We start from the raw sequence: 18,953 nt of genomic DNA, 5'->3' as shown, positions 1-18,953 counted from the left end.
GCGGGCTTATGGACGGCAAGATGCTGGCCCGGCTGGGCGCTGTCGTGTTCGTCGCCGTCGCCATTACGGCGGCGGTCGTCGAACTGACCCGAAAGGAGGAACCGAAAGAGCATTTCTCCACGCGCATCATCGAACCCTCGCACGATCCGCTGCGCGCGGGGCAGCGCCGGTGCCAGCAACTTGGCCAGCAGGCCGCGAACGACCCTGAATGCCTGCGCGTCTGGGCGGAAACCCGCGACCGTTTCCTGCGTCCGCCGTCCGCACCGGCGTCGCCGTCCTCCAGCGAAGGTCGGTGAACAATGGGCGGCTCCGGCGTTATCGACACATTTCTCGGAACCTTCACCCGCTATATCGACAGCGGGTTCGGTCTGCTCGGCGGCGAGGTGGCGTTTGTCGCCACCACCCTGATCGTGATCGACGTGACGCTGGCGGCTCTCTTCTGGAGCTGGGGCGCCGACGACGACATCATCGCCCGTCTGGTCAAGAAGACCTTGTTTGTCGGGGTCTTCGCCTACCTGATTTCCAATTGGAACAACCTCGCCAAGATTGTCTTCGACAGCTTCGCCGGCCTCGGACTGAAAGCCTCCGGCACCGGCTTCACTGCGCAGGATCTGCTCCGTCCGGGCAAGGTCGCACAGACCGGCCTCGATGCCGCGCGTCCCTTGCTCGACGCGATATCACCCCTGATGGGTTGGATCGCGGTTTTCGAGAACCTGATCCAGATCGTCTGCCTTTTGTTTGCCTGGGCGCTGGTCATCCTCGCCTTCTTCATTCTGGCGATCCAGCTCTTCGTGACGCTGATCGAGTTCAAGCTGTCGACGCTCGCCGGTTTCGTCCTGATCCCGTTCGGCCTCTTCGGCAAGACCGCCTTCATGGCCGAGCGCGTGCTTGGCAATGTGATTTCCAGCGGCATCAAGGTCCTGGTCCTCGCTGTCATCGTCGGCATCGGCTCGACGCTGTTCAGTCAGTTTACGCAAGGCTTCGGCGGCCAGACCCCGAGCATCGACGACGCCATGGCCATCGTTCTTGCGGCGCTCTCGCTCGTCGGCCTTGGCATCTTCGGTCCCGGTATTGCCTCCGGTCTGGTCAGCGGCGGCCCGCAGCTTGGCGCAGGCGCCGCGGTCGGGACCGGCCTTGCTGTCGGCGGTGCGGCACTTGCTGCTGGCGGCGGGGCGGTGCTGGCGGCGAAGGGCGGAGCCGCTCTTCTTTCCGGCGGCGCCGCTGCCGCGCGTGGTGGCGCTGCGGCGGCCGGCGCGGCATCGTCGGCCTACACATTGGGCTCTATGGGACAGTCGGGCGCGTCCGGCGTCGCGTCCGGCCTCGGAGGCGTAGCACGCGCCGCCGGATCGGCCTCCGTTTCCCCGTTGCGCCGTGCCGCGTCCCGAGCCTCGGAAAGCATGAAATCCAGCTTCTCCGACGGCGCGCGTGCAGGCGTCAGCGCCACCGGCGGTTCCTTCTCGTCTGGCGCGGGCACCGATGAATCCGATCCCGCTTTCGTCGCTCCCGCAACCACACCCGATCAGCCGCCGGCATGGGCCCAGCGCATGAAGCGCGGCAGCCATGTCGCCCACGGCGTCAGCGCCGCCGCCCATGCCGTTCGCTCGGGCGACAGCCATGGGTCCGGCGCATCCGTCAATCTCTCCGAAAGTGACCGTTCATGAATCTCTTCAAACGACCGGCCGTGCATTACGGCAAGACACCTCAACCGGAAACACCTTACCAGAAGGCCGCACAAATCTGGGACGAACGTCTTGGGTCAGCTCGCGTGCAGGCGAGGAACTGGCGCTACATGGCGTTCGGTTCGCTGATCCTCTCGGCGGGCTTCGCCTCCGCACTGGTCTATCAGTCCGCGCGTGGGACAGTTGTTCCCTGGGTGGTTCAGGTAGACAATCTGGGTCAGGCCCAGACCGTTGCCCCGGCCACGGCGGACTATCGTCCGACCGATCCACAGGTGGCCTGGCATCTCGCACGCTTCATCGAGCAGACCAGAAGCATTCCCGCCGATCCGATCATCGTCCGGCAGAACTGGCTCAGGGCCTATGAGTGGACAACCGATCGGGGCGCGGCTGCGCTCAACGATTATGCCCGCGCCAACGATCCCTTCACGAAGGTCGGCAAGCAGCAGATCGCCGTCGAGGTTTCCAGCGTCATCCGCGCTTCTCCGGACAGCTTCCGCGTCGCGTGGACGGAACGACATTTCGAGAATGGCCAGCTCGGTGCGACCGAGCGCTGGACCGCGATCCTGACCATCGTCATCCAGCCTCCGCGCGATGCCGAGCGGTTGAAGGTCAATCCGCTCGGAATTTACATCAACGCCATCAACTGGTCGCGGGAGATGAGCCAATGAAATCGGCTTTCCGTAACCCCGCCATTCCGGTTCTCCGTAAATCCTTACTTCCGGTTCTGCTGCTTTCCGCCACCGCGTTGGCTGGTTGTGCCACGCCGCAAAAGCCGCCGGAGATCAGCTACGATCGAGATGTTCCGGTTTTGCCGGCCGCTCCCGTATCGGTGACGGACGATCGGCCCCGTCCGATCCACATCCCTCCGGCCTGGACGCCGGCAAAGGGCGGCACGGCGGCCAGCACACCAGTCGCTCGCGTCGAAAACGCCAACGCAGCCGCTCGCGTGCAGCCGCGCCGGGAGGGCTACTTCAATGCAATCCAGATTTACCCTTGGTCGGAAGGCGCGCTCTATCAGGTCTATGCAGCTCCCGGGCAGATCACCGATATTGCGCTGGAACCTGGCGAATCGCTGACTGGCGCCGGGCCGATTGCCGCCGGCGACACCGCCCGCTGGATTATCGGTGACACCGAGAGCGGGGCCGGCACGACACGCCGCGTCCATATCCTCGTGAAGCCGTCTCGGCCGGACATCACGACCAATCTTGTCGTGACCACCGACCGGCGCGTTTACTTGATCGAGCTGCGTTCCGGCGCGAAGCCCTATATGCCGTCCGTCTCCTGGTCCTATCCGCGGCCGCGCGCCGGTCAAGGCCAGAGCATTCCGGCGACCCCGGTCATCCCGGCCGTTGCGGCGCGCAACTACCGATACGGTTTGACCGGTGGGAATCCGCCCTGGAAACCAGTCTCCGTCTATGACGACGGCCGCAGGGTTTACGTCGAGTTTCCGCGCGGGATCGTCCAGGGCGAAATGCCGCCGATCTTCGTCATCGGTCCGGAGGGCGAAGCCCAACTCGTCAACAGCCGTATCCACCAACACATCCTGATCGTCGACCGTCTGTTCGGCGCCGCCGAGCTCCGCCTTGGCAGTGGCAACAAACAGCGGGTCGTCAGAATTGTCCGCACCGACGGGAGGCCTGCGCCATGAGTGAGGATAATATCAACAATGCAGCTCCCATCCGTCTTCGCGCCGAGGCGCCGCGCGTCACACGCCTTTCGCGGAAGGTGCTGGCAAGCATTGCAGCCGTCGGGCTCGTCGGCATCGGCGGCGCGCTTATCTACGCCCTCCAGACCCGCGATGGAGGTGAAGGCGGTGAGGAACTGTATTCCACCAACAACCGCCAGACCGCAGATGGTCTCGCCGGCCTGCCGCGCGACTACACCGGACCTGTCCTTGGACCGCCTCTGCCTGGTGATCTCGGGCGGCCTATCCTAGATGCGCAGAACCGGGGCCAGCCCGTCGTTCCGCCGACGATCACAACCCCGACTGTGGATGAGGCGGAACAGCGCCTCCGCGCCGAGGAAGAGGCCGCTCGCACCAGCCGCGTCTTCTTCCAAACTCGACCTGGCTCGACGCCGACGTCCGGCAGCCCGACCACGCCGAATGTTCCCGGCTTCGATCTCGCCGGGCTTGCCGGGCAACCCGGTCAGCAGACCGCTCAGGATCGCCAGCTCGCGTTTCTCAAGGCCCCCGTCGATCGCCGGACCACCTCGTCGGATCGGGTTACGGCTCCGGCTTCGCCATTCATCCTTCAGGCTGGAGCAGTAATTCCGGCCGCGCTCATTACGGGCATCCGCTCCGATCTGCCCGGTCAAATCACGGCCCAGGTTACTGAGAACATCTACGACAGTCCGACCGGCCGCGTTATGCTCGTGCCGCAAGGCACCCGGATTGTCGGCCAATACGACAACAACGTACAGTTTGGACAAAGAAGAGCGCTGTTGGTGTGGAACCGGCTGATCTTTCCCAACGGCCGCTCCATCGTTCTCGAACGCCAGCCGGGCGCTGACACACAGGGCTACGCGGGTCTTGAGGATGGTGTCGATTATCACTGGTGGGATCTGGCAAAAGCAGCAGGCCTTTCGACGTTACTGGCCGTAGGGACTGAACTCGCTACAGATGACGACGACCGACTTATCCGCGCAATCCGGGATGGCACCCAGGACACGATCAATCAGGCCGGCCAACAGATTATTCAGCGGCAGTTGCAGGTAGCGCCAACGCTGACAATTCGACCGGGCTTCCCGGTCCGGGTCATTGTAACTCGGGACTTGGTACTCGAACCTTATAGGGGATGACTTATGACGAAGTTGAAACTCGGCCCGATCGCTACTGACAAGCCGGTCAAGGTTACCGTCGAGCTGTCCGCTGCGCTGGCGCGTGATCTTAACCTTTATGCCGAGCTACTCAGCCGCCAGACGCAACAGCCTGTCGCCGATCCGATGAAGCTGATCGTGCCGATGCTGGAGCGATTTATCGCCACGGATCGCGGCTTTGCGAAGGCACGCCGCTCCATCGTGCTTGATCATCTAAATTGACGGGCGTCTTGCCAAATCGCTCTGCCGACATGTTCTTGGCGATACTTACCATCCGGCGCAGCGCTGGATTGTCATTGCGCGGTGACCAGACCGCGCAAAAAGGCAGTTCCTCCGTCACCAGCGACCGATAGGCCACGCCGGGAAACTTTGTTCCCGTCGTCGCCTCACTGGTCAATGTAATCCCTGCGCCCAAAGCAACCATCCCGATCAAGGTGTCCCTGTTGTACACGTGACATCGCTCGACGCTCGGACGATGCCCCAACTCCGACAGATTCTTGAAGAGATAGTCGTGGATTTCGGGACCCGGATCGGCCTCGCTAACGATGAAGTGCCGACCGCGAAGCTCGGCCCACTCGATCCGCTCCTTCGCTGCAAGTTCGTGCGCTTCGGGCAAGACGACGAAGACCTGCTCGGACCACAGCCGCGTTACCTCGCATCCCGCCGCACGAGGATGGCCTGTGAGGAAGGCGACATCGATCTCATGCCGCCGCACGGCCGAAACATGGTCTGACGGAGCGCCCTCGATGAACACCGGGCGAACGCCGGGATGTTCCTCGCGGTAACGCTCAAGCAACTCGGCGATAAAACCGGAAGCGAGCGACGTAAATATGCCGATCCGAAGCACGCCGACCTCGACGCGCCCTGCCGCCCCAACCTCCTTCAATGCAAGGTCGATCTCGTTGATGGCCCTGCGCGCGCGTCCCACGAAATTCTTGCCGGCCTCGGTAAGCGCCACGCCGCGCGGGTAGCGGATGAACAGCGCCGCGCCAGCCTCATCCTCCAGATCGCGGATACCACGGCTAATCGCCGATTGCCGCACGCCCACCGCAATCGCTGCCTGCCGGAAGCTGCCATGATCAGCTGCTGCAATCACATAGCGAAGCTGTCGGAGCTGAATTTGAGAATCGTGGTCACGCCGGAGCAATCATTGCGACTCCCCGCATTCCGGCCTTTTTGCCAAAGGAGTCAATTTGCGAGCTCTTCCCTCCTAATCGACCCGCGACTGCAAAGCTCCAAACAAGCATGTTTCCGAATGACACTGCAAATGTCTCCGGTAAGCTGAGTTTGCGACTTCGCATGCAGGGATAAACGCAAACGATCTGTGCGACGTCGAAGAAGACGCAGGACCAAAGTAGTAGATCAGAACACCTCACAAACATCGCTCCTATCAGCCTAAAAGGTTTGTTGGGAAAATAGGATACCGCAGCCAGAGGCAGGACCTGCATCACGGCAAGACAACGAATTTTCCTGGGGCATCTTCGAGGGGAAGGTTGCTGTTGCTTTGTCCGCCGACAGTGGGAGGATCCACGCGATCCAGCGAATGCTTCCCAAGCCAGGACGTCCATTCGGGCCACCAAGACCCCTCCCGTTTCGGTGCAATCTTCAGCCACTCGTCGGGGGCGACATAGGCTTCCGCTGTCGAATGGCTCATTATCTGATAGTGACGCCGAGGACGTCCCGGTTCGCTGACGATGCCGGCATTGTGACCGCCCGAAGTGAGCGCGAAGGTGAACGGAGCGGACGTCAGGCGATGGAGTTTGAAGACCGAACGCCAGGGAGCTACGTGGTCCGTAATGGTGCCGACGCAGAAGATCGGCAGCTTTATATCCTTCAACGAAACGGATCGACCACCAACCTCATAGCGGCCTGAGGCGAGATCATTCTGCAGGTACAGCCGCCTCAGATATTGCGAATGCATGCGCGCAGGAAGTCTCGTCCCGTCCGCGTTCCATGCCATGAGGTCATTCATCGGTCTGCGTTCGCCCAGAAAATACTCGTTTATGATGCGCGACCAGAACAAATCATATGAGCGAAGCATCTGGAACGCGGCGGTCATCTGTTCTGCATGCAGGTATCCGACCTCGGCCATTTGCGCTTCGAGGAGGGCGATCTGGCTTTCATCGATGAACAGGCCGAGCTCTCCCGGCTCGCTGAAATCTGTCTGTGCGGCCAGCATACTCATCGACGCCAGTCGATCGTCACGATCCCGTGCCATGGCGGCCGCGGCGATGGAGAGCAGCGTGCCGCCGAGGCAGTAGCCGGCGGCATGCACCTTGGCGCCTGCCGTGATTGCATTCACGGTGTCGAGTGCTGCGTGGAAGCCGAGTTCGAGATACTCGGCTATGCCCATATCACGGTCGTCCGCATCCGGATTCTTCCAGGAGATGCAGAAAACGGTGAAACCCTGTTCAACAAGGTAACGGATCAGGGAGTTATGCGGAGAAAGATCGAGGATATAGTATTTCATGATCCAGGCCGGCACGATCAGAATCGGCTCGGGACGAACTGTTTCGGTCGTCGGCTCGTATTGGATCAGTTCGATCAGCCTGTTCTTGTAGACCACCTTGCCCGGTGTCGTGGCGACATCCTTGCCAATGACGAAATTCTCAGTTCCGGCCGGGGCAAGATTGGACATACGCCGCGCAATATCATCGAACAGGTTGGAGAGCCCGCGCGCGAGGTTTGCTCCCTTTTCGTCAAGACTCTTTCTCATCACGACCGGATTGAGCAGGGCAAGGTTACCAGGTGAGAGCATCTCCATCCATTGCCGGGCGCCGAAGGCGACAAGACGCTGATGATGGGCATCGACACCCCAGACGTTGCGGGTTGCTTCTTCCCACCATTGGCGTTGCATCTCGTATGACCTGCCGAAGAGATTGAAAGGCCATTCTGCCCATGCCGGGTCGGCAAAACGTGGGTCCGAGAGGGGAGGAACCTTCACGCCCTCGGAGTTGTCCGCACTCTGCGAAAGCCCTTCCTTGATGACGTCCTGTATCTGCTGCAGATGATCCAGGGCCAGACGGGAGAGCTCGTTGCGTTTGCCAGGGCTGGTCGCGATGTGGGTTGCCCAGTCCGTCCAGGCCAACATTGGCGATTCCGGCGAAATCGATGACCAGGCACGCGACCATGCCGCGTGTACTTCCTCATCCAATTCCGTGTTCGATTTTTCTTCTTGATTCTTCATAACACCATTTCCATCAGCGCCCCCGACTTGTGCGGAGCGCCAGTTTTTGCTTCACCGGTGGGCGAGGTCAGTCGGGCGTATCGTCACGTCTTGCGCGGCCGTCCGCGCGGCTGCCGCCGACTGGCTTCCGGTTTATTGGAGGCAACGGGCGCCCGGGCCGAGCCCTGCGGCGGAGCATCTGCCTCTGACAAGACTGATGCAATTTCTCTGGACTGCTCGGCCGCTTTCGCGAACATCTCGGTCACGCGGGACAATGCTGCTGCACCTTCCTCAGAGAGGACGTCGCCGCCGGCATGGGCGAGTTCAGAGATGAAGTTGGCAGCCCTGTCGACCAGCCCGGCATCCGCACCTTCGAGCATGGCGGGCAAGGCGTCGATCGCAGCGTCACCCTTGTAGGCAAGCAGCACAGCCTGCTCGCGCACGAGGCGTCGGAACGAGGCGGCGTCGCTGGCGGTGATCCCGTCCTTGTCCCAAAGCCGAAAAGCGCGATGGTAATGGCGTTCGTCGATCCCACCCTGGTGATGGATAACGTAAAACAGGGCGCGGACGGCGGCCTCGATCAACCCGCCCTCGTCTGACAGGGCATCCAGACGGGCGACCGCCTTTCTGACCATATCGCGATGCTCGGGGGTGTCACCGGGATGGGGACGTGCCGGAAGATCGTCGCCGAGCGCCTGTCCGGCGAGAGCCTTGATCCCGGGCGAACCATACAGCGAACCGAACCACATCGCGTAGATCTGATCGCGGTGGTCTCGATAGCTGTCGAGGAAATGCTCCATCGCCGCGGATATGTCTTTCTGGAAGAGAAGGAACGGGTTGTCGGAGGTAACCGGCTGCCGGTCCTGCCGAACCTGTTCCGCCAGTTCGCTGACGGCCTGGGCCAGCGGATGTTCGCTCGACCAGAGCTCGAACGACATTCTCAGCGGATGCAGCGCCTGCAGCCAGCGGGCGGAGTAGGATGTCGACAGCGCGCGTAGCCAGGGTTGCAGGGTGTTGCGGTAGAGTGCGAGGTTGATCTCGGAGACGCGCGCGGCGGCGGCGAAGCAACGTTCGGCCTCCAGGTCGGGACGGACAATGTCGCGTACCTCCTCGATGTTGCTCCGCCGGATCGACATCAGGTAGGGATCGGCGAAGTCCGGCGTGTTCTCGGGGGTGGCATCGACAGTGGCACGATAGATTCCGGCAGGGAAAAGATCGATCTGGTCGATCATGCTCGCAAACTTCCGGTGCTCTTTCTGGCCGACGCTGCTCGATACGAAGATGCCAAGATGACCGATGCTGTCATGCGTCGTGTAAACGATGGTCTGGTCGTGGCCGAATACGTCCTCGTCGTCCTTGTAGAGATCGGTGATCCATCCAAGAGCCTGTGGTGGCGGCGTGATATTATCGCCATAGGAGCAGAAGACGATGATCGGTGAGCGGATGTTGCGAAGGTCGATCCGCAGCCCGTCTGATGTCATCAGTTGTGCGGTGGAAAGCTTGTTGCCAATGAACAGGTTGTCGACGATGAATTGCATCTCGACATCATTCAGGTAGACATAACCACCCCAATACTTCTCGAAGCCGATATAGCGTTCGGCCTCCGTGTCGGCCTTGGCGTAGACGTTGTATTGCTTCGACCAGAGCGTGTTGGCGGGATCGAGGTTCTCGAAATTCTGCACGAGCCAGGCCCCGTCGAAGCGGCCCGCACCGATGTCGCTGGTCAGGGCAGTGAGCCAACTGCCCCCGAGCAGGCCGCCCGCGTAGCGCATTGGATTGTCGCCGGCCCAGTAGGAAAGCGGCGCGCCCGCGACGAGCAGCGGCCCGAACAGGTCGGGCCAGACCGCCGCCGTCATCAGCAATTGCCAGCCGGCCTGGCAGTTTCCGATCACCGCCGGCTTGCCCCCGCTTTCAGGATGACGTTCACCGACATGCTGGACGAAAGCGGCAAAGGTCCGCATCACGTCCTCGATGGTTTGTCCGGGAACGGGATCGGGCAGGAAGCCCACGAAGTAGCACGGGTGCCCGGCCTTGAGCGCGGCCCCGATCTCGCTGTCGGGTTTGAAGCCGCCGATTCCCGGCCCGTGGCCTGCGCGCGGATCGATCACGACGAAGGGACGCCTCGTCTCGTCGGTTTTCTGTTCCCCCTGCGCAAGGATGCGCACGAGCTGGTAGTTCGTCGGTCGCGGCAGGTCGGCGCCGGACATGACGGGTTCGGACGGAAAGCTGAGAACGCCAGGACTGCCGTCGCGCAGCTTTTCCCGGTACTGGTCGCCCACCTGTCTCTCGATATCGGCATAGAGGATCGTGCGCTGCCATGCATCGACGCCATAGACGCCCGCAGCCTGTGCGAGCGCCCAGGGATCGCCGAATAAGCCCGACCATTGGAATGTCGAAGTTGATGGTTCGGTCATGGTTCCTCCGACATATCGCCGTTGTTGATGAAATTTGGCTGCTTGTCAGGCCAGATCGCGGATCAATCCGCCTCGATGGCCAACGCCACTCCCTGTCCGCCGCCTATGCAGAGCGTCGCCAGGCCCTTGCGCGCACCGCTGCGGTGCATCTCATGAATGAGGGTCACGAGAATCCGCGCTCCGGAGGCGCCGATGGGATGGCCGAGCGCGATCGCGCCGCCATTGACATTCACCTTCGCCACATCCCAGTTGAGCTCCTTGTTGACCGCAAGCGCCTGTGCGGCGAATGCCTCGTTGGCCTCGACGAGATCGAGATCGCCGATCGTCCATCCGGCCCGCTTGAGGGTACGCTGGGTCGCGCTGACGGGCCCGATCCCCATGACGGCGGGATCGACACCAGCGCTCGCATATCCCTTGACCCATCCGAGCACTGGCAGGCCGAGTGACTTGGCCTTTTCCGCACTGGCGAGAAGCAGCAGGGCCGCGCCGTCGTTGATCGTCGAAGCGTTGCCCGCCGTGACCGTTCCGTCCTTCCTGAAGGCCGGCTTCAGTTTCGAAAGCCCTTCGGCGGTGGTGTCGGCGCGCGGCTGCTCATCCGTGTCGAACACGATCGGATCGCCTTTGCGCTGGGGGATCGAGACCGGGGTGATCTCGCTCTTGAAGCGACCTGCAGTGATTGCGTCGGTCGCCTTCCTCTGCGATGCGACCGCGAAGGCATCCTGCTCCTCACGGGTGAGCGAATAGCGCTCGGCGAGGTTCTCGGCCGTAATCCCCATGTGATAGTCGTTGAATACATCCCAAAGGCCGTCCCGGATCAGGCTGTCCTCGACCTGCCCGTGCCCAAGCCGAAGGCCCGTGCGTGCCTTGGGCAGCAGATACGGAGCAAGGGACATGTTCTCCTGACCGCCGGCGAGGATCAGGTCGGCGTCTCCAGCCCGGATCGCCTGCGCGGCCAGATGAACCGCCTTCAGGCCGGAGCCGCAGACCTTGTTCAGCGTCAGCGACGGCACGGCGTGCGGTAGCCCCGCATGGATGGAGGCCTGGCGGGCGGGGTTCTGTCCTGTCCCGGCGGTGATGACCTGTCCGAGAATGACTTCGTCGATCTCTTCCGGCGCGAGGCCTGTACGCTCGAGGACGCTGGCGATCAACACCGCGCCGAGTTCGGAGGCGGGAAGGCTGGACAGGCTGCCCTGGAAGCTGCCTATGGCGGTGCGGGTGGCTGCCAGAACGGCGATATCCTTTTTCATATTGATCATTTCCTTGGTGATAAAGATGCGCACGGGACCACGCAGGACCTGTTGTCCCGTGCGTGCCGGCGCGGCGTCAGTACATGTGCTGGCCGCCGTTCATCGCGACATTGCTGCCGGTCATGAAGGCTGCGGCGTCGCTGGCGATGAAGGCGACGAGCGCCGCGATTTCGTCCGGCTCGCCGAGGCGTCCGACCGGGACGCCGGCGACGATCTTGGCGAGCACGTCCTGCGGAACCGCGGTCACCATCTTTGTCGCGAGATAGCCCGGCGAGACAGTGTTGACGGTCACACCCTTCTTCGCGACCTCCTGTGCCAGCGCCTTGGTGAATCCGTGCATCCCCGCCTTGGCCGCCGAATAGTTGGTTTGTCCGAACTGACCCTTGCTGCCGTTGATCGACGATATATTGATGATCCGGCCCCAGCCGCGCTCGACCATGCCGTCGAGCAGTGGCTTGGTGACGTTGAACACGGAGTCGAGGTTGACGCGCAGGACAGCGTCCCAGTTCTCCTTGTCGAGTTTGCGGAGCGTGGCGTCCCGGGTGATCCCTGCGTTGTTGATCAGGATGTCAACCTGGTGACCGTCGGAGAGGATGCGTTCGGCCATGCGCTGGCAGGATTTGAAGTCGGCGACGTTCACGTCATACGAGACGAAGCCGTATCCCTTGGCCTTCTCGGCCGTGAGCCAGGCTCGGGCCGAGCCCTCGTCTCGCGCGTGGGTGACGAGAACCTTGTGACCGGCATCGTGAAGTGCCCGGGCGATCGCTTCGCCCAGGCCTCCCATACCACCTGTCACCAGGGCTGTTCTGGTTGCAGACGGCATCGATCAGGCGCCCTTTCCGGTCTTTTCCTGCGCTTTCGCGCCAGGGACCGACCAGACACTTGTCCACTGCTTGAAGATGTCCTGGATCGGCTGTGCCGAACTCACATTCCCCACGGCCTCGCTCACGGCCTTCTGCCAGCCTTCGATGGCTTCCTGCAGGCCGCTCGCAAAGGCCGTCTGGTTCTTGATCGCCGCCTGGGAAAGCTCCTGGGTGTCGCCGACACGTTGCTGCAGCACACGCCAGAACGACTCGCCGGGCAGTGTCGCGAGGGTCTGCCAATTTTCAGCCTTCCGCAGGGCCTCGATTTCCGCCAGGGCCTCGGTGATCCCTTCGTTGCTCGCCTGGGAAGCAACCTCGAGCCAGCGCTTGCCCCCTTCCTGCATGAGGCGGTTAATCTGGATCTGGAGTTCAAGATTGGCTTTGTGGAGTTTCAAAGGTACGGTGTCGACGGTCATCATCATCTTCCTTCTGTTTGGACCTGCCCTTTGGGCGATTATCGGGGCCATCTCAGCGATGGCCCGATGGGACCGTCTTCACCGCACGGTGAGCCGGATTTGAAAATGCGAAGAGATCGGTGGCGAGACGGATTTGGATTTGCAGCTATGCCTCGGCGGGAGGAGAGGCCCGAGCCGTCTTGAGGAGAGGTGGCATATTCTTTTTGGCGCCGCTCCAAACGCTGCGGGCGGATACACTCCGCGATTTGCGGAGAACTGACCTTGGAGATCGAAAATGGTGCAGTCGACGCCGCTCGCGTTTCTCGGTCTGCATCAAATAGATGCCCGCGCTCAATTACTGAATATGTTCTTTGTATTACTGGAATATATCCACTAGACATCCGGGGCGGCATCCAATTCTTGCTCCAAAAGACAAAAACTACATGTTGTCGGAATTTGACTTGCAGTTAAAACTAGTCATCCGCCGTTGATGATTCTGTCATCAGCCGATGACAACTCCATCGGTCGTTGCGTGTCAAGGAATTTTTGTTAAAAGCAAAGAGCCAAAAGCATATGGCAAGGCGCTCAGAGCCAGTTCACCGCGATAGTTCCTGAGCCCATAGGAGAAGATTAAGGTCCCGTTCCCGGGCTCAGATCTAGTTGGATCTCACGACGACCGCGCTGACTCCATCGGTGCGGTTCCGCGAGACTCGCGCCTCTCGCACTCGGACACGCTAGCGTCGTTGGTGTCCTGGAAGCTCCGCGCGGGAGGAGTGGCTGTTCGCGAACGAACGCGAGTAGACTACCTTCATCGTTTCACGCGCGCCTCGTTAACTTGCCGGTTGTCATCAACCGTTGACTGTCATGACTGGGAAATGTAGCTTGCGGAAACGGGGTAGCAGCCGCCGCATTGGTCGTCGCGTTTGCACAAATGGCCCATCGATTTTTCTTGGGGGCGTGTCCTTTCGTGACCCCTAACCTATGATTAAGGCGAGGAGAAACTTATGGCATTCGGTGCCGGGAATTTGTTGCTGGTCGATCGCTACTGGCGTGCGGCAAACTATTTATCCGTTGGCCAGATCTATCTGATGGACAATCCATTGCTCCGCGAACCCCTTAAGCCGGAGCACGTCAAACCGCGCCTGCTTGGCCATTGGGGCACGACGCCGGGCCTGAACTTCATCTATGCGCACTTGAACAGGATCATTACCGATCGCGATGCCGATATCCTCTATATCTGCGGACCCGGCCATGGCGGCCCCGGCATGGTCGCCAACACCTGGCTGGAAGGCGTCTATTCCGAGACCTATCCCGAGATCGGCGAGGACGAAGCCGGGATGAAGCGGCTGTTCAAGCAGTTCTCATTTCCGGGCGGCGTCCCCAGCCATGTCGCGCCCGAGACGCCGGGCTCGATCCATGAGGGCGGCGAGCTGGGTTACGCGCTGGTGCACGCTTTCGGCGCCGCCTTCGACAATCCGGGCTTGGTCGTGGCTTGCGTGGTCGGCGACGGCGAGGCGGAGACCGGGCCGCTCGCGGCCGCGTGGCATTCGAACAAGTTCATCAACCCCGCCCGCGACGGCGCGGTTCTGCCGATCCTGCATCTCAACGGCTACAAGATCGCCAACCCCACCGTGCTGGCCCGCCTGTCCGACGAGGAACTGCGGCATCTCTTCGTCGGCTACGGCTACGAGCCGTTCTTCGTCGAGGGCAGCGAGCCGGCCGACATGCACCGGCAGATGGCGGCGACCCTCGACACGGTCTTCGACCGGCTGGCGGCGATCCGCGAGAAGGCCGCGTCGTCCACTGAGCGGCCGCGCTGGCCGATGATCGTGCTCCGGAGCCCGAAGGGCTGGACCGGTCCGAAGGTGGTGGACGGCAAGATGGTCGAGAACCACTGGCGCTCCCACCAGGTGCCGGTCGCGAACTGCCGCGAGGATGACGGCCACCGCGCGATCCTGGAAGAGTGGCTGCGCAGCTACGATCCCGGCGACCTTTTTGATGCCGACGGTGCGCTGAAGCCCGAGCTGAAGGCGCTCGCGCCGACAGGCACGCGCCGCATGGGCGCCAACCCGCACGCCAATGGCGGCCTCCTGCGCAAGGAATTGTACACACCCGATTTCCGCAGCCATGCCGTCGCGGTGGAGCGCCCCGGCGCGACGGAGGCGCAGGCGACGAAGGTTCTCGGCGACTATCTGCGCGACGTGCTGCGGCTGAACGAGGCCGAACGGAATTTCCGCGTGTTCGGGCCTGACGAGACGGCGTCCAACCGCTTGGGTAGCGTGTTCGAGGCGACGGACCGGGTCTGGATGGCGCAAACGCTCGAAAGCGACGATCATCTGTCACCCGACGGGCGGGTGATGGAGGTGCTGTCCGAGCATCTCTGCCAGGGCTGGCTCGAAGGCTATCTGCTCACCGGTCGGCACGGCTTATTCTCCTGCTACGAAGCCTTCATCCACATCGTCGATTCCATGTTCAACCAGCACGCCAAATGGCTGAAGACCTCGCGGGAGCTGGAATGGCGCAAGCCGATCTCCTCGTTGAACTATTTGCTCACCTCCCATGTCTGGCGGCAGGACCATAACGGCTTTTCCCATCAGGACCCCGGCTTCGTCGACCTCGTCGCCAACAAGAGCGCGGACATCGTGCGCGTCTACCTGCCCCCGGACGCCAACACGCTGCTGTGGGTCGGCGACCACTGCCTGAAGACCTGGGACCGCGTGAACGTCATCGTCGCCGGCAAGCAGCCGGCGCCGCAATGGCTGAGCATGGCGGAGGCCGAGAAGCACTGCGAGGCGGGCCTCGGCATCTGGGACTGGGCCGGCACCGAGGACGGACTGGAGCCGGATATCGTGATGGCCTGCGCCGGCGACGTGCCGACCATGGAGACGCTGGCCGCCGTCGACCTTTTGCGGCAGTCCCTGCCGCATCTGCGCATCCGCGTCGTCAATGTCGTGGACCTGATGGCCCTGCAATCGCCGCAGCATCACCCGCACGGACTGTCGGACGAGGCGTTCAACCGCATCTTCACGCGCGACCGGCCCGTCGTCTTCGCCTATCACGGCTATCCCTACCTCATCCATCGGCTGGTCTACAAACGCGCCAACCATCCGAATTTCCACGTACGCGGCTTCATCGAGGAGGGCACGACGACGACGCCCTTCGACATGGCCGTTCTCAACGAACTGGACCGTTTCCATCTCGCCATCGAGGCCGTCGAGCGCCTGCCGGTCCTGAAGGACAAGGGCGCGGAGATCATCGCGGCACTGCACGAAAAGCTCGTCCTCCACAAGGCCTTTGTCCGCGAGCATGGCGAGGACATGCCCGAGATTCGAGATTGGACGTGGCCTCATCCCTGAATCCCTCAGGACGCCGGGGAATGTTCGGGCAAGTGGACTTCGAAAAACTTGCGAAGCGGTATTCCGCCTGACTTTTCACGCGCCTTTGGCTGCTCTCCCAATCGCCGCCGGGCTTATCCTCGGCCATTCGTGGGATGCTCACAGATCGCTGGAAAGGAATGCCGGATGAAGGGCGATGCAAATCCAGTTGGAGCCGTAATCCCGGCGCCGACCGACTATTCGCAAAATGCTGCTGCGCATGTCGTAGACGTTCTTGCCAGCCATGCCGAGCGCGGTCTGACGAAAGCGGAAGCCGCGCGGCGGCTTGCGGAATATGGCCACAACCGATTGCGGGCAGCCAAGGCGATCCCGGTCTGGCGACGCGTGCTCGCGCAATTTCAGGATCCACTGGTCTATCTGCTGCTCGGAGCGATTATCATAGCGTTGGCGGCCTGGGTCATAGAAGGCCGCCACGGCTGGCCGATCGATGCGGTCGTCATCGCCATGGTGGTTCTGGCCAATGCCATCCTCGGCTTTGTGCAGGACGCCAAGGCGGCTAATGCCGTCGCCGCGCTGGCGCGGATGACAGCCGCGAACACCTCCGTTCTGCGCGACGGCGAGCGAATCCGCATTCCCAGCGCGGATCTCGTGCCAGGCGACATCATGCTGCTCGAGGAAGGAGACGCCGTCGGCGCCGATGGTCGGTTAATCAGCGCCGCAAGCCTTAGAATTCAGGAAGCCTCGCTGACCGGCGAAAGCGAGGCTGTCCTCAAGGATGCGGCCATGCTGCGTAAGCCTGCGCCGCTGGCCGAGCGGTTCTGCATGGTGTTCAAAGGCACGGCGGTCGTACAGGGAACCGCACGCGCCATCGTCACGGCGACAGGGATGCGGACCGAGATCGGCGCGATCGCTCAAATGCTCGACGCCAGTAAGGAAGATATCAGCCCCTTGCAGAAGGAAGTCGCGAGAGTTGGCCGCGCGCTCGGCGCTGCGGTGATCGCGATCGCTCTCATTGTCGTTGCGACTGTGCTGCTCGTCTCCGACATCGATGGCCCATCGGACGTCATTTCCGTGCTGCTGATGGGGGTCTCGCTGGCCGTAGCAGCGGTCCCCGAAGGACTTCCCGCCATCCTGTCGCTGGTGCTTGCACTTGGCGTCCAACGCATGGCGACCCGCAAGGCGGTGGTCAAGGCGCTCTCGTCCGTGGAGACACTCGGTTCGGCTTCGATCATCTGCTCCGACAAAACCGGAACGCTGACGCGGTCGGAGATGACGATCGAGCACATTATGACAGCATCGGGTGGCACCCGTGTCAGCGGTGTGGGCTATGCGCCTTTCGGCGATCTGGAGGTTGACGACGGCAAGGCTCCTAGCGCGGCCATGCGCGCCGAGCAGATCGTCGTCCTGAGCGGTGGCAGCCTGGCAGGCAATGCCGCTCTGAATCAAGGGCAGGCGGGAGTTTGGGAGATCCAGGGCGACCCGACCGAAGCCGCGTTCCTTGTCGCCGAGCGCAAGCTCGGCATCGACGAGCGCCGAAAGCGCCGCTTCGAACGCATCGCCGAGATCCCCTTCAGCTCGGACCGCAAGATGATGTCGACGGTCGAGCGCGACCATGAACATGGCGGCGCGCGTGTCCTGATCGCGAAAGGCGCGCCGGATGTTCTGATGACCCGTTGCACGCATGTGCGGGTCGGCATGGACGTGGTCCCCTTCGACGCCGTGCAGCGTGCGCGCGCCACCGCTGACGTCGACCGGTTGTCCGACGAGGCCCTGCGAACTCTCGCAGTCGCTTATCGTCCGATGGCCGACACCGAAGGCATCGAGCACGGCGAGGGTCTGGAGCATGATCTGATCTTCGTGGGGACCGTCGGGATCATCGATCCGCCCCGGAAGGAGGCGGCGGTCGCCATATCGCAGGCCCGGCGCGCCGGGATCCGCGTCATCATGATCACCGGCGACCATCCCCGCACCGCATCGCGCATAGCCGCGCTGCTGGGAATCGTCGATCATGGCGCGCGGGCACTGACCGGTGCCGAGCTCGACGCCATGGACGAGGCCGCCTTCGCTGCTGCGGTCCGCACGACTTCCGTCTATGCCCGCGTGGCGCCCGTGCACAAGCTGCGTATCGTCGATACCCTTCAGGCCGACGGCAATGTGGTGGCGATGACGGGGGACGGCGTCAACGACGCGCCCGCGCTGAAGGCCGCCGATATCGGCGTCGCCATGGGGATCACCGGAACCGAGGTGACGAAGGAGGCGGCGAGGATGATCCTGGCCGACGATAATTTCGCCACCATCGTCGAGGCTGTGCGTGAAGGACGCGGGATCTTCGACAATATCCGGAAATTCCTGCGCTACCTGCTATCGTCCAACATCGGAGAGGTGCTGACCGTCTTTCTCGGCGTCGTCGGAGCCGGCGTGATTGGATTGACCGACGTCGGAGGCGGGGGACTGGTGCTGCCTTTGCTGGCGACCCAGATTCTCTGGATCAATCTGATAACCGATTCCGGTCCTGCTCTTGCAATGGGGATCGACCCGCAGGACGACGGTGTCATGGCGCGTCCGCCCCGCAGACCCGACGAGCATGCGATCGATGCCCGGATGTGGCGAAGCGTCGCCGGAACCGGCCTGGTGATGGCGCTGGCGACGCTGCTGACGATCGACTTCTATCTGCCCAGCGGACTGATAGAAGGCTCGCAGAACCTGGAGCGGGCGCGCACAGCGGCGTTCACGGTGCTGGTGTTCGCTCAGTTGTTCAACTGCTTCAACGCCCGATCGGAATTCAAGAGCGCGTTCAGCCATCTGTTTTCCAACAAATGGCTTTGGGCGGCCGTCGGCCTGTCTGTGGTCCTACAGATCGCCGTCGTCAATCTGAGCTTCCTCAACACCGCCTTCGGAACGCTGCCACTTTCGCTGGATCAATGGCTGTTCTGTGTGGCGATGAGCAGCAGCGTTCTTTGGTTCAGCGAAATCCGCAAGTGGATCAGCCGCCGGTACCATCCGTCTGGCCCGAATGCCATTACCGCCTGATTGATAT

Annotated in this window: 14 protein-coding genes; 8 read left to right on the top strand and 6 right to left on the bottom strand. The window is 62.3% G+C overall.

Features of this window, described 5'->3' with window-relative positions; all coding sequences use genetic code 11:
- The first annotated feature begins 8 nt into the window (after positions 1-8).
- Genes trbK-alt through KWJ32_RS21045 form a run of 6 tightly spaced genes read left to right on the top strand, consistent with a single transcriptional unit; the run spans position 9 to position 4,718 of the window.
- Positions 9-296, top strand: a complete 288-nt coding sequence (trbK-alt, locus tag KWJ32_RS21070) for a putative entry exclusion protein TrbK-alt (protein ID WP_151610457.1) — start codon at positions 9-11, stop codon at positions 294-296.
- A 3-nt stretch (positions 297-299) separates the two neighbouring features.
- Positions 300-1,661: a P-type conjugative transfer protein TrbL gene (trbL, locus tag KWJ32_RS21065; protein WP_151610456.1), complete on the top strand. Its 1,362-nt coding sequence runs from the start codon at positions 300-302 to the stop codon at positions 1,659-1,661.
- On the top strand, positions 1,658-2,347 hold the full coding sequence (gene trbF, locus KWJ32_RS21060) for a conjugal transfer protein TrbF (RefSeq protein WP_151610455.1): 690 nt from the start codon (positions 1,658-1,660) through the stop codon (positions 2,345-2,347). The genes trbL and trbF overlap by 4 nt, the downstream gene beginning before the upstream one ends.
- The gene (gene trbG / locus KWJ32_RS21055; RefSeq protein WP_151610454.1) at positions 2,344-3,327 is read left to right on the top strand and encodes a P-type conjugative transfer protein TrbG; all 984 of its coding nucleotides are present in this window, start codon (positions 2,344-2,346) and stop codon (positions 3,325-3,327) included. Before trbF ends, trbG begins: the two co-directional genes overlap by 4 nt.
- Positions 3,324-4,478 (top strand): TrbI/VirB10 family protein, encoded by a 1,155-nt coding sequence (locus KWJ32_RS21050; RefSeq protein WP_151610453.1) that lies wholly within the window; start codon positions 3,324-3,326, stop codon positions 4,476-4,478. The genes trbG and KWJ32_RS21050 overlap by 4 nt, the downstream gene beginning before the upstream one ends.
- Positions 4,479-4,481: 3 nt before the next feature.
- The gene (locus tag KWJ32_RS21045; RefSeq protein ID WP_151610452.1) at positions 4,482-4,718 is read left to right on the top strand and encodes a DUF2274 domain-containing protein; all 237 of its coding nucleotides are present in this window, start codon (positions 4,482-4,484) and stop codon (positions 4,716-4,718) included.
- Here KWJ32_RS21045 and KWJ32_RS21040 read toward each other — a convergent pair.
- The 6 genes from KWJ32_RS21040 to KWJ32_RS21015 form a co-directional block, all read right to left on the bottom strand.
- On the bottom strand, positions 4,654-5,643 hold the full coding sequence (locus KWJ32_RS21040) for a LysR family transcriptional regulator (protein WP_151610451.1): 990 nt from the start codon (positions 5,641-5,643) through the stop codon (positions 4,654-4,656). The two genes, KWJ32_RS21045 and KWJ32_RS21040, sit on opposite strands and share 65 nt — an antisense overlap.
- A gap of 300 nt (positions 5,644-5,943) precedes the next feature.
- On the bottom strand, positions 5,944-7,683 hold the full coding sequence (locus KWJ32_RS21035; RefSeq protein WP_151610450.1) for an alpha/beta fold hydrolase: 1,740 nt from the start codon (positions 7,681-7,683) through the stop codon (positions 5,944-5,946).
- Between the two features lie 83 nt (positions 7,684-7,766).
- Complete coding sequence (locus KWJ32_RS21030; protein ID WP_151610449.1) at positions 7,767-10,076, bottom strand: DUF3141 domain-containing protein; 2,310 nt, start codon at positions 10,074-10,076, stop codon at positions 7,767-7,769.
- 62 nt (positions 10,077-10,138) lie between these two features.
- Complete coding sequence (locus KWJ32_RS21025) at positions 10,139-11,323, bottom strand: acetyl-CoA C-acetyltransferase (protein ID WP_151610448.1); 1,185 nt, start codon at positions 11,321-11,323, stop codon at positions 10,139-10,141.
- Positions 11,324-11,399: 76 nt separating this feature from the next.
- Positions 11,400-12,146 carry an acetoacetyl-CoA reductase gene (gene phbB, locus KWJ32_RS21020; protein WP_151610447.1) on the bottom strand — a complete coding sequence of 249 codons (747 nt, stop codon included), beginning with the start codon at positions 12,144-12,146 and terminating at the stop codon, positions 11,400-11,402.
- 3 nt (positions 12,147-12,149) lie between these two features.
- Positions 12,150-12,602 (bottom strand): phasin family protein, encoded by a 453-nt coding sequence (locus tag KWJ32_RS21015; protein ID WP_151610491.1) that lies wholly within the window; start codon positions 12,600-12,602, stop codon positions 12,150-12,152.
- Positions 12,603-13,585: 983 nt separating this feature from the next.
- Here KWJ32_RS21015 and KWJ32_RS21010 point away from each other — a divergent pair.
- Complete coding sequence (locus KWJ32_RS21010; RefSeq protein ID WP_151610446.1) at positions 13,586-15,937, top strand: phosphoketolase family protein; 2,352 nt, start codon at positions 13,586-13,588, stop codon at positions 15,935-15,937.
- A 165-nt stretch (positions 15,938-16,102) separates the two neighbouring features.
- Entirely contained in the window at positions 16,103-18,946 is a 2,844-nt protein-coding gene (locus KWJ32_RS21005) for a cation-translocating P-type ATPase (protein ID WP_151610445.1), read from the top strand.
- Positions 18,947-18,953: the final 7 nt, after the last annotated feature.

The sequence above is a fragment of the Ochrobactrum sp. BTU2 genome (genome assembly GCF_024539785.1).
Taxonomy (GTDB): Bacteria; Pseudomonadota; Alphaproteobacteria; order Rhizobiales; family Rhizobiaceae; genus Brucella; species Brucella anthropi.
The sequence above is the reverse complement of the archived record's forward strand: the minus strand, read 5'-3'. Positions and strand labels throughout refer to the sequence as shown.

Excerpts from the sequence above, each read along its gene's own strand:
- trbK-alt (WP_151610457.1), top strand. The coding sequence starts at position 9 with ATGGACGGCAAGATGCTGGCCCGGCTGGGCGCTGTCGTGTTCGTCGCC.
- trbL (WP_151610456.1), top strand. The coding sequence starts at position 300 with ATGGGCGGCTCCGGCGTTATCGACACATTTCTCGGAACCTTCACCCGC.
- trbF (WP_151610455.1), top strand. The coding sequence starts at position 1,658 with ATGAATCTCTTCAAACGACCGGCCGTGCATTACGGCAAGACACCTCAA.
- trbG (WP_151610454.1), top strand. The coding sequence starts at position 2,344 with ATGAAATCGGCTTTCCGTAACCCCGCCATTCCGGTTCTCCGTAAATCC.
- KWJ32_RS21050 (WP_151610453.1), top strand. The coding sequence starts at position 3,324 with ATGAGTGAGGATAATATCAACAATGCAGCTCCCATCCGTCTTCGCGCC.
- KWJ32_RS21045 (WP_151610452.1), top strand. The coding sequence starts at position 4,482 with ATGACGAAGTTGAAACTCGGCCCGATCGCTACTGACAAGCCGGTCAAG.
- KWJ32_RS21035 (WP_151610450.1), bottom strand. The coding sequence starts at position 7,683 with ATGAAGAATCAAGAAGAAAAATCGAACACGGAATTGGATGAGGAAGTA.
- KWJ32_RS21030 (WP_151610449.1), bottom strand. The coding sequence starts at position 10,076 with ATGACCGAACCATCAACTTCGACATTCCAATGGTCGGGCTTATTCGGC.
- KWJ32_RS21025 (WP_151610448.1), bottom strand. The coding sequence starts at position 11,323 with ATGAAAAAGGATATCGCCGTTCTGGCAGCCACCCGCACCGCCATAGGC.
- phbB (WP_151610447.1), bottom strand. The coding sequence starts at position 12,146 with ATGCCGTCTGCAACCAGAACAGCCCTGGTGACAGGTGGTATGGGAGGC.
- KWJ32_RS21015 (WP_151610491.1), bottom strand. The coding sequence starts at position 12,602 with ATGACCGTCGACACCGTACCTTTGAAACTCCACAAAGCCAATCTTGAA.
- KWJ32_RS21010 (WP_151610446.1), top strand. The coding sequence starts at position 13,586 with ATGGCATTCGGTGCCGGGAATTTGTTGCTGGTCGATCGCTACTGGCGT.
- KWJ32_RS21005 (WP_151610445.1), top strand. The coding sequence starts at position 16,103 with ATGAAGGGCGATGCAAATCCAGTTGGAGCCGTAATCCCGGCGCCGACC.